Source organism: Citrobacter sp. Marseille-Q3906 (assembly GCF_916618775.1).
Lineage (GTDB): Bacteria > Pseudomonadota > Gammaproteobacteria > Enterobacterales > Enterobacteriaceae > Citrobacter > Citrobacter murliniae.
The window spans coordinates 1,362,231-1,377,297 of record NZ_CAKAKA010000002.1 but is presented as its reverse complement, the minus strand read 5'-3'; the positions used below and the strand labels follow the sequence as shown (position 1 = coordinate 1,377,297).

Annotated in this window: 13 protein-coding genes; 8 read left to right on the top strand and 5 right to left on the bottom strand. The window is 50.0% G+C overall.

Annotation, left to right across the window (positions count from 1 at the left end; genetic code table 11):
• Positions 1-115 precede the first annotated feature (115 nt).
• On the bottom strand, positions 116-934 hold the full coding sequence (locus tag LG384_RS10890; protein ID WP_225760885.1) for an aminoglycoside phosphotransferase family protein: 819 nt from the start codon (positions 932-934) through the stop codon (positions 116-118).
• 181 nt (positions 935-1,115) lie between these two features.
• Here LG384_RS10890 and rstB point away from each other — a divergent pair, with 181 nt between their 5' ends.
• A complete protein-coding gene (gene rstB, locus LG384_RS10885) occupies positions 1,116-2,417 on the top strand; it encodes a two-component system sensor histidine kinase RstB (RefSeq protein ID WP_045442610.1) in 1,302 nt (433 codons plus the stop codon).
• A gap of 73 nt (positions 2,418-2,490) precedes the next feature.
• Entirely contained in the window at positions 2,491-3,420 is a 930-nt protein-coding gene (tus, locus tag LG384_RS10880) for a DNA replication terminus site-binding protein (RefSeq protein WP_200013018.1), read from the top strand.
• Here the strand turns inward: tus and fumC are convergent.
• A complete protein-coding gene (gene fumC, locus LG384_RS10875; RefSeq protein WP_048221503.1) occupies positions 3,417-4,820 on the bottom strand; it encodes a class II fumarate hydratase in 1,404 nt (467 codons plus the stop codon). The genes tus and fumC overlap by 4 nt on opposite strands.
• Before the next feature lie 142 nt (positions 4,821-4,962).
• Positions 4,963-6,609 carry a class I fumarate hydratase gene (fumB, locus tag LG384_RS10870; RefSeq protein ID WP_225760884.1) on the bottom strand — a complete coding sequence of 549 codons (1,647 nt, stop codon included), beginning with the start codon at positions 6,607-6,609 and terminating at the stop codon, positions 4,963-4,965.
• A 264-nt stretch (positions 6,610-6,873) separates the two neighbouring features.
• Here fumB and manA point away from each other — a divergent pair, with 264 nt between their 5' ends.
• Both manA and LG384_RS10860 read left to right on the top strand, forming a co-directional pair.
• Positions 6,874-8,049 (top strand): mannose-6-phosphate isomerase, encoded by a 1,176-nt coding sequence (gene manA, locus LG384_RS10865; RefSeq protein WP_045442602.1) that lies wholly within the window; start codon positions 6,874-6,876, stop codon positions 8,047-8,049.
• A gap of 107 nt (positions 8,050-8,156) precedes the next feature.
• Positions 8,157-9,665 carry a YdgA family protein gene (locus LG384_RS10860; RefSeq protein ID WP_225761297.1) on the top strand — a complete coding sequence of 503 codons (1,509 nt, stop codon included), beginning with the start codon at positions 8,157-8,159 and terminating at the stop codon, positions 9,663-9,665.
• Positions 9,666-9,721: 56 nt separating this feature from the next.
• On the opposite strand, the gene LG384_RS10855 is transcribed toward LG384_RS10860, so the two are convergent.
• Positions 9,722-10,747, bottom strand: a complete 1,026-nt coding sequence (locus LG384_RS10855; RefSeq protein WP_045442599.1) for a Mal regulon transcriptional regulator MalI — start codon at positions 10,745-10,747, stop codon at positions 9,722-9,724.
• Positions 10,748-10,917: 170 nt separating this feature from the next.
• On the opposite strand from LG384_RS10855, the gene malX reads away from it, so the two are divergent.
• From malX to LG384_RS10840, 3 genes are all read left to right on the top strand, one after another.
• A complete protein-coding gene (gene malX / locus LG384_RS10850; RefSeq protein WP_045442589.1) occupies positions 10,918-12,510 on the top strand; it encodes a maltose/glucose-specific PTS transporter subunit IIBC in 1,593 nt (530 codons plus the stop codon).
• 10 nt (positions 12,511-12,520) lie between these two features.
• The gene (locus tag LG384_RS10845) at positions 12,521-13,693 is read left to right on the top strand and encodes a MalY/PatB family protein (protein WP_225760883.1); all 1,173 of its coding nucleotides are present in this window, start codon (positions 12,521-12,523) and stop codon (positions 13,691-13,693) included.
• Between the two features lie 164 nt (positions 13,694-13,857).
• On the top strand, positions 13,858-14,028 hold the full coding sequence (locus LG384_RS10840; protein ID WP_223306988.1) for a YnfU family zinc-binding protein: 171 nt from the start codon (positions 13,858-13,860) through the stop codon (positions 14,026-14,028).
• Positions 14,029-14,222: 194 nt separating this feature from the next.
• Here LG384_RS10840 and cspG read toward each other — a convergent pair whose 3' ends face one another.
• Positions 14,223-14,438, bottom strand: coding sequence for a cold shock protein CspG (gene cspG / locus LG384_RS10835; protein ID WP_045442583.1), 216 nt, complete (start codon positions 14,436-14,438; stop codon positions 14,223-14,225).
• Between the two features lie 301 nt (positions 14,439-14,739).
• Between cspG and cspH the strand changes: the two genes are divergently transcribed.
• Positions 14,740-14,952, top strand: a complete 213-nt coding sequence (gene cspH, locus LG384_RS10830) for a cold shock-like protein CspH (protein WP_071828923.1) — start codon at positions 14,740-14,742, stop codon at positions 14,950-14,952.
• Positions 14,953-15,067 lie beyond the last annotated feature (115 nt).

Below are 15,067 nucleotides of genomic sequence, written 5' to 3'. Positions count from 1 at the left end.
TTTTGTAGTCAAAGACACAACTGAACCGCTGTTCTCTGGTTGATTAATAAAACATTTACCAGCCTAATGATAACGTTTAAAAATTACCAACCAGTGCTGTAGATCAAAGTTGATGCTAGCCATGCTCAAGTTCAGCTATGGCTAACTCAGCCACCCGCAGGGTTATAGCCGCATTATCACCCTCTTCCAGAAACCATGCGGAAGACAGCCCGCACCATGCCGCTATCCACATCAGGAGTCGTTCACGTTCAAGTTCGGCAACCTCAGAGACAACGTCTACGCGTTGTACGAATGTTTCAGGTTCAATAGCAACTGACATTGTGGTATCCGCAAGATCGGGATTAGTGAAAATATTGGCATAATCAAACCCACGCTCACCGATTAATCCTTTGGGATCAATTGCCAGCCATCCTGAAACACCAAAATCAAGAACATTGTTGTGGTGCAAATCACCGTGAAGAACTACAACCTCGCGAGGACTGGAGAACAATGATTTTGCCAACTCTGCGCAACGCATCATGATACCGCCATGAATTTGTGCAGCAGGCGCAAGATCATGAAACCAGTGATGCAGTGGAATTAGCGTTGGCAAAGATGCATTTGGCGGTACATGGAGCTGCCTTGCCGTGTGGCAGATTATGCGACATGCTTGCTCATCCTGTCTTGTGATCGACAGGGTAGATAAAGAGCCAGCCCCTGTCGCCCGCTCTAAGAGTATTGCCCCATCCTCATGAGCCAGCACGTTCGCTGCTCCCCGCCCGTTCCACCAGGCCATTAGCTCGCAACCTCGACGCTCACTATCATCATTCGTGAGTTTTAGGATCGCTTTTTGGTGATCTTTACGCATCATTACCGGTAAAAGCTGCGACGTATGAGTTATGACAGGAACGCCATCAGGAATAAGTCCCCAGCGACTGAGATAGTTACTGAACATGTGTTATTTCCAACATTTTTGGTTGCCGGGTAAGAACGTTTAGCGAGTTTCTTTTGCAGCAGTATAACTGTACTCTGCCAGGATAAGTGCGCGTGATGGTAAACGGAGAGCAGTTCTGAACCGAAAAACGCCTCCATAGCTAAAACGCATCGCTACCATGTTAAGTATCCGGTGAATTTTTATGAAGAAGCTGTTTGTGCAGTTTTACCTCTTGCTGTTCGTCTGCTTTCTGGTCATGACCTTATTGGTCGGGCTGGTGTACAAATTTACCGCAGAGCGCGCTGGCAGACAGTCACTTGATGATTTGATGAAAAGCTCGTTGTATCTGATGCGCAGCGAATTACGTGAAATTCCCCCACGCGACTGGGGGAAAACGCTGAAGGAGATGGATTTGAACCTCTCGTTTGATCTCCGCGTTGAGCCACTGAATAAATACCATCTGGATGCTCCGACCATGCAGCGGCTGCGCGAAGGCGATATCGTTGCACTCGACGATCAGTACACGTTTATTCAGCGTATTCCCCGCAGCCATTACGTGCTGGCCGTAGGTCCGGTTCCCTATCTCTATTTTCTGCATCAAATGCGCCTGCTGGATGTCGCGCTAATGGCGTTTATTGCCATCTCCCTCGCCTTCCCGGTGCTAATCTGGATGCGCCCACACTGGCAGGAGATGCTTAGACTGGAAGCCGCCGCGCAGCGTTTTGGAGAAGGACATCTGAGTGAGCGACTGCACTTTGACAGCGGATCCAGTTTTGAACGGCTGGGCGTGGCGTTTAATCAGATGGCGGACAATATCAATGCGCTGATCGCCAGCAAAAAGCAGCTTATCGATGGTATTGCCCATGAACTTCGTACCCCCCTGGTGCGATTACGTTACCGATTGGAGATGAGTGATAACCTCACCGAGCAAGAGTCTCAGGCTCTGAACCGCGATATTGGCCAACTGGAAGCGCTAATTGAAGAATTACTCACTTACGCCAGACTGGATCGCCCGCAGAATGAGCTAAAGCTCAGTGTACCGGACCTGCCCGTTTGGCTGGTAACCCATCTGGAAGATGTACAAAGCGTCACCCCTGAGCGTTCGGTGCGTTTGCGTCATCTTATAACCGGTGATTACGGCGCACTGGATATGCGTCTGATGGAGCGCGTACTGGATAACTTGCTAAATAATGCCCTGCGCTATTGCCAGTCTACGGTACAAGCCAGCCTGCTGCTGCACGGAAATCAGGCAACACTGGTTGTCGAAGATGATGGTCCGGGTATCGAACCCAACGCCCGCGAGCAAATTTTTGAACCGTTTGTTCGCCTTGATCCCAGCCGCGACCGCGCCACCGGTGGCTGCGGGCTGGGTTTAGCTATCGTGCACTCCATCGCGCTGGCAATGGGCGGTACTGTAGTCTGTGACGAAAGCGAGCTGGGCGGAGCCAGATTCACTTTTAGCTGGCCCGTCTGGCATAACATTCCCGAATTTTCCGCTGCCTGACCTATACAGCTCGGTGGTCAGGTGCTAAACATTGTGCTATAAAAAAGTATGTTGTAACTAAAATGGTAACCCTATGACTCGTTACGATCTCGTCGAACGACTGAACGGCACCTTTCGCCAGATGGAACAGGAACTGGCGCAACTGACTGAAAATTTGCAGCAGCGAACGCTGCTGATTGCGCGCGTGTTTTCTCTGCCAGAAGTGGCAAAAGAGGCAGAACATGCCCCGCTGGAGAGCATTGATGTTAAGCAGCATTTAGGCAAAGAGGCTGAAATGCTGGCGCTACGCCACTTCCGCCACCTGTTTATTCAGCAGCAATCTGAGAACCGCAGCAGCAAAGCGGCCGTTCGCCTGCCTGGCGTGTTGTGCTACCAGGTCAATAACAGCGCACAGACCGCACTTGAAGAGCAAATACAACGCATTAACCAGTTGAAAACAACGTTTGAACGCATTGTGACAGTGGATTCCGGGCTGGCTCCGGCAGCACGTTTCGAATGGGTACATCGACACTTACCCGGCCTGATTACGCTAAACGCTTATCGCACGCTAACCGTTGTCAGGGAACCGGCTACCCTGCGATTTGGCTGGGCGAACAAACACATCATTAAAAACCTGAAACGTGATGAGGTGCTGGAACAACTGGAAAAGAGCCTAAACTCACCACGCAGCGTACATCCCTGGACGCGTGAAGAGTGGCAGGCCAGACTGGAGCGTGAATATCAGGATATCGCTGCACTGCCACAGCAGGCCAAACTGAAGATCAAAAGACCGGTAAAAGTCCAGCCCATTGCCCGCGTTTGGTACAAAGGACAGCAAAAACAGGTGCAATATGCTTGCCCGACTCCGCTGATTGCACTGATTAATAGCGACAATGGTATGAGTGTGCCTGATATCGGTGAACTGCTGAATTACGATGCTGAAAACGTGCAGCACCGCTTTAAACCTCAGGCACAGCCGTTAAGACTCATTATCCCCCGGCTGCACCTGTATGTTGCGGATTAACGTCCTGGTCGCATGCTACCGACCATCAGTTCCGGACGTACCCAACTGTCAAACTCGGCTTCGGTAAGATACCCCAGCGCCAGGGCGGACGCTTTTAAGGTCAGTCCTTCTTTGTGGGCCTTCTTGGCAATCTCTGCGGCTTTATCGTAACCAATATGAGTATTGAGCGCGGTAACCAGCATGAGCGATTCATTGAGTAACTGATCAATTCGCTCGCGATTCGGTTCAATCCCGGTAGCACAGTGCTCGTTGAAACTTTCCATACCATCTGCCAGCAGGCGAACTGATTGCAGGAAGTTATGAATAACCATCGGACGATAGACATTCAGCTCAAAATTACCTGACGCACCACCAATATTAACCGCGACATCATTACCCATTACCTGACAACACAGCATAGTCAGCGCTTCACACTGAGTCGGATTAACTTTACCCGGCATAATAGAACTACCCGGCTCATTTTCAGGAATTGATATCTCGCCAATACCACAGCGTGGGCCGGATGCCAGCCAGCGCACATCATTAGCGATTTTCATCAGCGACGCAGCCAGTCCTTTTAGCGCCCCATGAGCATGTACCAGCGCATCGCAAGTAGCTAACGCCTCGAATTTATTCGGCGCGGTAACAAACGGTGCGGAGGTTAGCGCCGCCAGTTCATCCGCGACACGCACGGCATATTCAGGATGGGTATTCAGCCCGGTGCCGACCGCAGTACCACCCAACGCCAGTTCAGCAACGTGCGGTAAGCTGTATTCGATATGCCTCAGGTTATGTTCTAACATCGCGACCCAGCCTGAGATCTCCTGGCCCAGCGTCAGCGGCGTGGCATCCTGCAGATGGGTTCGTCCGATTTTTACGATATCAGCAAAAGCATGCGATTTTTCTCGCAGCGTGGTGGTTAACACATTCAGTTGCGGGATAAGGTGCTCACGCAGAGCCAGCAGCGCGGCAACGTGCATCGCCGTGGGAAAGACGTCGTTAGAACTTTGGCTTTTATTCACGTCGTCATTTGGATGTATTTTACGCTCCATACCCCGTACGCCGCCCAGCAATTCACTGGCCCTATTTGCCAGCACTTCGTTCATGTTCATATTGCTTTGCGTACCGGAACCGGTCTGCCAGATAGCCAGCGGAAACTCATCACGATGCTTATCCGCTAACACCTCATCCGCCGCCTGCATGATGGCGTTCGCTTTGTCTGCCGCCAACAGTCCCAAATCCTGATTAACCTTCGCAGCGGCGCGTTTAGTCAGCGCCAGTGCATGGATCAGCGAGACCGGCATTTTCTCCGTTGAGATGCGAAAATGTTCCAGCGATCGTTGGGTTTGCGCCCCCCAGAGTTTATCAGCCGGAACATCTATCGCACCCATTGAATCATTTTCGCGGCGTACCGTTACCATTACCTGCTCCTTATATTATCTATTGATTAGGTTATGTTTCGACATTGCCTACTTGCCATTGGTCTTATGAGTATTAACGAGGATAAAGCTGTCGTTTAGTGGTTCGTGCGGTAAAAAAAACCGCCCCGAAGGGCGGCTGACGTTACTTAACGCAGCGTGCGCACTGCGACGTCTGAATCTGCTGGAAGAAATCATTACCTTTGTCATCCACAAGGATAAACGCCGGGAAATCCTCCACTTCAATTTTCCAGATGGCTTCCATCCCCAGTTCCGGATATTCCACACATTCCAGACTTTTGATACTGCCCTGTGCCAGCACCGCTGCGGGACCGCCAATACTGCCCAGGTAGAAGCCGCCATGTTTATGACAGGCATCTGTGACCTGCTGACTACGGTTTCCTTTTGCCAGCATAATCATACTCCCGCCTTCGGACTGAAGCTGGTCAACATATGAGTCCATACGACCAGCAGTGGTTGGACCCAGCGAGCCAGAAGCATAACCTTCCGGCGTTTTGGCCGGGCCAGCGTAATAGATAGGGTGATCTTTTACATACTGCGGCAAACTCTCGCCGTTATCCATACGTTCTTTCAGTTTTGCATGCGCAATATCACGCCCGACAATGATCGTACCATTGAGCGACAGACGGGTGGAAACAGGATACTGCGACAACTGGGCCAGGATCTCTTTCATCGGGCGGTTAAGGTCCACACGTACGGCTTCGCCCTCGCCTGCCTGACGCAGCTCTTCCGGGATGTATTTGCCTGGGTTGTTTTCCAGCTTCTCGATCCAGATACCTTCACGGTTGATCTTGGCTTTAATATTACGATCGGCCGAACAGGAGACGCCCATTCCAACCGGGCACGATGCACCGTGACGCGGCAGACGGATCACGCGGATATCATGGGCGAAATATTTCCCGCCAAACTGCGCGCCTAACCCCAGATTCTGCGCCTCAATCAGCAACTCTTTTTCCAGTTCAACGTCGCGGAAGGCCTGTCCATGCTCGTTACCTTCAGTAGGCAACTCGTCATAATATTTCGCAGAAGCCAGCTTGACGGTTTTCAAAGTGGCTTCTGCGGAAGTTCCGCCAATCACAAACGCAATGTGGTACGGTGGACATGCTGCGGTTCCCAGCGTACGCATCTTGTCCACCAGGTAATTTTTCAATTTCCCCGGCGTTAAAAGCGCTTTGGTTTCCTGATACAGATAGGTCTTATTCGCCGAGCCACCGCCTTTGGCAATGCACAGGAATTTATACTCATCACCATCCACACTATACAGATCGATTTGCGCAGGAAGGTTAGTCCCGGTATTCACCTCGTTGTACATATCCAGCGCAGCATTTTGTGAATAGCGCAGGTTGTCTTCGATATAGGTGTTATAGACACCTCGCGCCAGCGCAGCCTCATCGCCACCTCCGGTCCAGACACGCTGACCTTTTTTACAAACGATAATGGCCGTCCCGGTGTCCTGACAGGTCGGCAAAACACCTTTTGCCGCAATATCTGAGTTGCGCAGGAATTGCAGGGCAACATATTTGTCGTTTTCGCTGGCATCCGGGTCGCGCAGAATATCAGCGACTTGCTGCTGATGCGCAGGCCGCAGCATAAACGACGCATCATGAAATGCCTGACGCGCGAGGAGAGTTAACGCTTCAGGCGCAACTTTTACGATTTCCTGCCCTTCAAATTCGGCAACGGAAACATGGTCGCTGGTCAGCAGATAGTATTCGGTATCATCCTTGTTGAGGGGAAAAGGATGTTGATAATGAAAGGGTTTGTTTGACATTGTGCTCTCACTTACAGCTCGGTCTGGTTATTCTCTGGGCAGATGTTCCGTTGCCCTGCTTCCCTGTCGCAGCTCGGGTTGTAGAAGGCGTGGCTTTTCTGCAACCGGAATTGCTCAGGGTATTAAAAGCGAGTCACCATATCCTACACAATTTTTTAACAAAAACTGAGACAAAGACGACTTTTTACATGTGCAGGTTACTTCCCCCCGGTTTTCTTGGTTTAATGGACAGAGAAATTTCAACATTGAAACAGGGCATTGATAATGCAAAAACTCATCAACTCAGTGCAGAACTACGCCTGGGGAAGTAAAACGGCGTTAACCGAACTTTATGGCATTGCCAATCCGTCAAACCAGCCGATGGCTGAACTGTGGATGGGCGCCCATCCGAAAAGCAGCTCTCAGGTTCAGAGCGCTGAGGGTCAGTTAATTTCTCTGCGTGATGCTATCGAACACGATAAATCTGCTGTGTTAGGTGATGCCGTGGCGAAGCGCTTTGGTGAATTGCCCTTCCTGTTTAAAGTGCTCTGTGCCGCACAACCTCTTTCTATTCAGGTTCACCCTAACAAACGCAACTCTGAAATTGGATTTGCTAAAGAAAACGCCGCAGGGATCCCGATGGACGCCGCGGAGCGTAATTACAAAGATCCTAACCACAAGCCTGAGCTGGTTTTTGCCCTGACGCCCTTCCTGGCCATGAATGCGTTCCGCGAGTTCTCTGACATTGTGGCATTGTTACAACCTGTCGCTGGTGCGCATCCTGCCATTGCACATTTCCTGCAGGAACCAGGCGCAGAGCGTTTGAGCCATCTTTTCGCCAGCTTGCTGAATATGCAGGGCGAAGAGAAATCCCGCGCACTGGCAGTCCTGAAATCTGCGCTTAACAGCCAACAGGGTGAACCATGGCAAACTATTCGCCTAATCGCTGACTTCTACCCTGACGATAGCGGTCTCTTCTCTCCTCTGCTGCTCAACGTGGTTAAGCTGAATCCTGGCGAAGCTATGTTTCTGTTTGCTGAAACGCCCCATGCCTACCTGCAGGGTGTGGCACTCGAGGTGATGGCTAACTCCGATAACGTTCTGCGCGCCGGACTCACGCCAAAATATATTGATATTCCTGAACTGGTCGCCAACGTTAAATTTGAAGCTAAACCGGCAAACCAACTGCTAACGACCCCAAATAAAACAGGTGGAGAGCTGGACTTCCCGATCCCGGTTGATGACTTCGCTTTCTCCCTGCATGAACTGTCAGCCGGAGAAGCGGCAATTAGCCAACAAAGCGCCGCCATCCTGTTCTGTATCGAGGGAGAGGCCGTGCTACATAAAGGCGAGCAGCGACTGGTACTGAAACCGGGTGAATCGGCATTTATTAGTGCAAACGAATCACCGATTAATGTCAGCGGCGTCGGTCGTTTAGCTCGGGTTTACAACAAGCTCTAGCAAGATACTGATATTTTTAGCAACTCTTGCTAAGCTAATAGTGAGTCAAAGACATGTCACTCCTCCAGGCGCTTTCAAACGCCTGGATTTATTTTATGGATATCGAAATGAAAAAATCGCTGGTAGCTGCGGGTGTGGTAGTTGCGTTGGGTATCGTCTGGACAGGCGGCGCCTGGTACACCGGAAAGAAACTTGAAACGCATCTCGCCGAGATGGTGACGCAGGCAAATGATCAGATCAAACGCTACTCACCTGAGTCCGGTATTGAACTGAGTTATCAGAACTACCAGCGCGGCGTGTTTAACAGCCAGTTGCAACTGGTGGTGAAACCTATTGCCGGTCAGGAAAATGCCTGGCTGAAACCAGGGCAAACTATCGTTCTGAATGAATCTGTTGATCACGGCCCCTTCCCGCTGACGCAGCTTAAATCATTGAATCTTATGCCAGCCATGGCGGCAGTGAAAACAACGCTGGTGAATAACGATGTTACAAAGCCGCTATTTGACATCGCTAAAGGGGAATCTCCTTTCACCATTAATTCCCGTATTGGCTATAGCGGCGACACCCGTTCCGATCTTTCTCTCAAACCACTGAACTACGAAAAAGGCGACGAAAAAGTGGCCTTTAGCGGCGGAGAATTCCAGTTCACGGCAGACAAAGACGGGAACGCAGTCTCTGTGACAGGAGAAGCGCAGAGCGGTGTGGTGAATGCAGTCAATGAGTACAACCAGAAAGTACAAGTTACCTTTAATAACCTGACAACCGAAGGCTCCAGCAGCGTCGCCAGTTTTGGCGAACGCATTGGCGATCAAAAATTGTCTCTCGACAAGCTGTCGATTTCGGTCGAAGGTAAAGAGCTGGCCGTCCTTGAAGGCATGGGCATCGATGGTAAATCCGATCTGGTTAACGATGGTAAAACCGTCAACAGTCAGCTGGATTACACACTGAACAGCCTTAAATTGCAGGGTCAGGATTTAGGTAGCGGCAAGCTGACGCTGAAAGTGGCCCAGATTGATGGTGAGGCGTTACATCAGTTCAGTCAGCAGTATACCGCGCAAACCAAGGCGCTGATGGCGCAGATCGATGTGGTACAGAATCCTGAACTTTATCAACAAAAAGTGACAGAAGCGTTCTTTAGCGCCCTGCCAGTGCTGATGAAAGGCGAACCGGTTATCACCATTGCCCCACTAAGCTGGAAGAATGCCAAAGGTGAGACGGCCTTTAATCTGTCACTGTTCCTGAAAGATCCATCGACAAATCAGGACGAGCCGCAAACGCTGGCGCAGGAAGTTGATCGTTCAGTCAAATCACTGGACGCTAAGCTTGCTATCCCCGTAGATATGGCAACTGAGTTCATGACACAGATTGCCAAACTGGAAGGATACCAGCAGGAAGAAGCGGCAGGGCTTGCCAGGCAGCAAGTCAATGGTCTGGCGGCAATGGGTCAAATGTTCCGTGTAACTACGATGCAGGACAACACCATCGGCTCCAGTCTGCAGTATGCAAATGGTCAGGTAACTCTCAACGGCCAAAAAATGTCGCTGGATGAATTTGTTGGCATGTTTGGTATGCCGACGCTTTCAGAGCCGGATGCACCGGCGACCCCACAGCAGTAATCCTTATCTGCTATCAGCGTATGCCCGGTAACTTTGTTGATCGGGCTTTTTTATGCTTAGCACGTTACCAGTCGGGCGGAAAGCGTCATATTGCGCGAGTGACTTTCATCATGTCCAATTCGTTGCAGCACGCGTTCAGCAAGGGTGTAACCCATCTCACGCGCGGGCGTACAGGCCCAGGTAATAGGGAGATCGTCCAGCGCGTTTTCCGCCACATCGGCAAAAGCGGCCAGTGAGACCTGTTGCTCAAAGTAACGATCGACACCGATTTCGCCGCTCTGACGCCCTGCTTTCATCAGGCCAAACCATGCACCAGCCGCAATGGTTTCGTTGTAACAAACCACCGCGCTGATGGTCGGATTATGGCGTAAAAGCGCCGTAACGGTCTCAGCGGCCTGCTTCTGACTGGAAGAACACTCCAGAACCCAATCGCTATGAAATGGCAGACCAAATTTTAGCAGCGTTGCACAATACCCTCCCACGCGTTCAGCTCGGGTCAACGATGAGCTTTGTCCCCCCAACCAGGCTATCCGTTGATGCCCATGATGGATGAGATGTTCAACCAGCAGTTGTGCTGCCTGCATATTGTCAGGTCTGACGGTGTCTGCATCATCCAGGTAGCTGGCGCGGGAAGCAAATACAACGGGGATCCCTTTATCATTGGCCAGGTATCGAAGCGCATCGCTACTGCCTGCAGCACCGGCGATCACCACACCATCAACGCCTTGATTAAGTAACATTGCAAAGCGCTGCGCCAGTTGCTCACCATCCTTACCGCCATGCAATAAAAACACCATACGTCCCTGAGCTTCTAACGCTTCGGTCAACCCTGCGGTAAGTTCAGCATAAAAAGGGGTGGAGAGATCGCGAACAATCAAACCAATAACACCGCTCTGCCCACCGCGAAGTGCTGATGCTTGCCGGTTGCGTACAAAACCCAGTTGCTCTATGGCCGCATTTACCCGTTCGCCGGTTGCTGATGAGATACGCCCCTTTCCACTGAGTACCAATGAGACTGTACTGACCGAAACCCCCGCAGCCAGTGCAACATCATGGATGGTGATTTTTTTGGCTATAGCCATAAAAACGGAAAACCCCCTGATAACGTGACAGATAAAACGTTTTATCAATCGGTTATATTTATACGCCCTATTATCATTCGATAATGTGATTTATACCGCACTAAAATTAGGTAAAACGTTTTATCTTCTCGCCATCATTAGTCACCGAGCTTTACATGAGGAGTCGTTAGATGACGACGAGAACCACACCAAAAATAACGTTATGGGAATTTTTCCAACAGTTGGGCAAAACCTTTATGCTGCCCGTAGCTCTGCTCTCCTTTTGCGGGATCATGTTGGGGATCGGCAGCTCGTTAAGCAGTCATGATGTCTTAACGTTGATCCCGGCATTGGGTAATCCAGTACTACAGGCTATTTTTACCTGGATGAGTAAAGTCGGCTCTTTCGCTTTTAGCTTCCTGCCAGTGATGTTTTGTATCGCCATCCCCCTCGGTCTGGCTCGTGAAAATAAAGGCGTGGCCGCATTTGCGGGATTTGTCGGCTATGCGGTAATGAATCTCGCCGTCAACTTTTGGTTAACGGCCAAAGGGATTTTACCCACGACTGATGCGGCGATCCTGAAAGCCAACAACGTACAAAATATTCTTGGGATCCAGTCGATTGATACCGGGATCCTGGGGGCGGTAATTGCCGGGATCATCGTGTGGATGCTGCATGAACGCTTCCACAATATCCGTCTTCCTGATGCGCTGGCATTCTTTGGTGGCACCCGTTTTGTTCCTATCATCTCCTCGGTCGTGATGGGACTGGTTGGGTTGGTAATTCCACTGATATGGCCTGTTTTCGCCATGGGTATTACCGGGCTAGGCCACATCATCAATAGCGCGGGTGAATTTGGTCCGATGCTGTTTGGTACCGGTGAACGTCTGCTGTTGCCTTTTGGTCTGCATCATATTCTGGTGGCACTCATTCGTTTCACCGAAGCAGGTGGTACACAGGAAGTGTGTGGTCATAGCGTAAGCGGCGCGCTGACGATTTTCCAGGCGCAGCTGAGCTGCCCGACAACGCAGGGCTTCTCTGAAAGCGCAACTCGCTTCCTGTCGCAGGGTAAAATGCCGGCGTTCCTTGGTGGATTACCAGGAGCTGCATTAGCGATGTACCATTGCGCACGACCTGAAAATCGTCATAAAATTAAAGGGTTATTAATTTCCGGCCTCATCGCCTGCGTCATCGGTGGTACCACCGAACCTCTGGAGTTCCTGTTCCTGTTCGTAGCGCCAGTCCTGTATGTTATTCACGCTCTGTTGACCGGCCTTGGCTTCACCGTAATGGCAATTCTCGGCGTAACCATCGGCAATACTGACGGCAACCTGATTGACTTTGTGGTGTTCGGTATCCTGCACGGGCTGTCCACCAAATGGTATCTGGTCCCTGTTGTGGCGGCCATCTGGTTCGCGGTGTACTACATTATCTTCCGCTTTGCGATCACGCGATTTAATCTGAAAACACCGGGTCGTGACGTTGAAATTGCCAGCAATATCGAAAAAGTCATGGCGGGAACACCGGGTAAATCTGGCTACAACGTACCAGCTATTCTGGCAGCGCTGGGCGGTGCGGAAAATATCGTCAGTCTGGATAACTGTATTACGCGGTTGCGTTTATCAGTAAAAGATATGTCGCTTGTTAACGTCCAGGCACTGAAGGACAATCGTGCGATTGGCGTAGTACAACTTAATCAGCATAACCTTCAGGTCGTTATTGGTCCGCAGGTCCAGTCAGTCAAAGACGAAATCGCGGTTCTGATGAATACCGTACAGGCTTAAGGACAACGAAATGTTTGATTTTTCAAAGGTTGTGGACAGGCATGGCACATGGTGTACCCAGTGGGATTACGTCGCCGATCGTTTTGGCTCTGCGGATCTGCTGCCATTCACAATCTCTGACATGGATTTTACCACCGCCCCCTGCATCCTGGAGGCGCTGACAAAACGCCTTTCACACGGAGTGCTGGGCTACAGTCGCTGGAAAAATGATGAGTTTTTAGCGGCGATCAGCCACTGGTTTCTTACCCGCCACGATACCAGGATTGACCCTCAGTCTTTGGTTTACGGCCCCTCCGTCATCTATATGGTGTCAGAGCTGATCCGCCAGTGGTCGTCTGCCGGTGATGCCGTGGTTATTCATACTCCGGCTTACGATGCGTTTTATAAGGCGATTGAAGGAAACCAGCGTACGGTACTTCCTGTTGCGCTGGAGAAATGCGCAAATGGTTGGTATTGCGACATGGCAAAACTGGAGGCCGTCCTCGCGCGGGCTGAAAGCAAAATTCTTCTGCTCTGTAGTCCACAAAACCCAACGGGAAAAGTCTGGACCCGCGATGAACTGGAAACCATGGCAGAACTGTGCCAGCGCCACGGTGTAAAAGTTATTTCCGACGAGATTCATATGGATATGGTATGGGGAGAACAACCGCACATTCCATGGAGTAACGTGGCGCGAGGAAACTGGGCACTGCTCACCTCCGGCTCGAAGAGTTTTAATATTCCGGCATTAACCGGCGCTTATGGACTTATCGAGGACGCCCAAAGTCGCAATGAGTACCTCAGTACACTGAAAGGCCGTGACGGACTTTCTTCACCTGCAGTACTGGCGCTTACTGCACATATTGCCGCCTATCAGGACGGTGCAAGCTGGCTCGACGCACTGCGGGATTATCTTGCCTGTAACCTGCGCTACATCGCCCGGGAACTCAATGCCACCTTCCCTGAACTGAACTGGCAGATACCACAATCCACGTATCTGGCCTGGATTGACCTGCGCCCACTCAACATTGATGACCAGGCGTTGCAGAATGCACTTATCCAGCAGGAAAAAGTGGCGATCATGCCGGGATATACCTACGGAGAAGAAGGTCGCGGTTTTGTCCGCCTGAATGCCGGATGTCCACGTTCAAAACTTGAAAAAGGCGTTAAGGGGTTGATTAACGCAATCCGTTCAGTACGTTGATATGTTTGCGCAATGAGCCATTCATTGCGCAAACTCTTAATTTGGGCGCCGGTTTCCCGCTTTCAATTACTGTCTAATTTTTATCTATAGGGTTCTGTGAGTAAAAAGGGCTATTTATCATCTGATCGTGTATAGTGGCCCTCCACTCAAATCAGGAAGAGCCTATGTCAGATCGTAAAAATAATAAATCCCGCCGTAATTTTCTTGTCAAATGTCTTTGTCCAAACTGCACCGCACAATCAGAACACAGTCACTCTCGGGTACAAAAAGGTGCAATGTTAATTTGCCCCCATTGCAATAAATTATTCCAGTCCGACGCTAAACTCGTCGCGTAAATTGCTATTAAGGTAACTGCTGCTCAAAATTATAATGATGAAAAGCGGTTATCCATTCTATCTGCAATCCAAATAGCAAAAAACCCGCTATCAGCGGGTTTATAATTAAGTATGTATAATTCCAGTGCTTCTGCCAGTTTGTCTACTCAGGACAAAGCCGTCTTCGTTGTCGCAAAAGGCATAAGCAGGAATTATTACTCTGCCACTACGACATTAGCAGCAGCCGGGCCTTTAGCGCCATTCTCAACAGAGAACTCGACCTTCTGCCCTTCAAGCAAGGTACGGAAGTTATTCGACTGAATAGCAGAAAAATGTACGAAAACATCTTTAGAGCCATCAGCCGGAGAGATAAAACCGAAACCTTTATCAGCGTTAAACCATTTTACTAAACCAGTCATTTTATTAGACATATTAAATATTCCTTAACTTGAGCCTTTCGGCGAACAGGGGCTTTATTACAGAAACTACGTAGTGCTTAGTAGGGAGACTCAAGAAAGGGATTACTGAAAATACCTGGTGATGAGAACTGCTTTAGTAAACTACTTTGTATGCTGTCTGTCATTCAAACCGACGACGCTATTAACTCATGATGCTCTGGATTACGCAACTTTTATTTTAGCCGTCCAGATATCCTTAGTGCTAAAAAATAGTTCTGGCTTTATTTCTCCTGATACGTATAGTGCACCCCGTTATATCTATTAAGGAATTTATTTGTCTCGTAAAATGACAGGAATTGTCAAAACCTTTGACTGCAAGAGTGGCAAAGGACTCATCATCCCTTCAGATGGTCGTAAAGATGTTCAGGTTCACATTTCAGCGTTAAGCCCCCACGAATCAGAAGTACTCACTCCAGGCATACGTGTAGAGTTTTGCCGGATCAATGGTCTGAGAGGACCAACTGCCGCCAATGTCTATCTTTCATAGCACAGTATCTGATACATGCCCCTGTTCGACACATCTTTAAACGACGGATGAAGCCATATTGCTGAAACTCTCAGAAATGGCTGAGTACTGAGGGTCTCTGGGTTCCAGACTAATT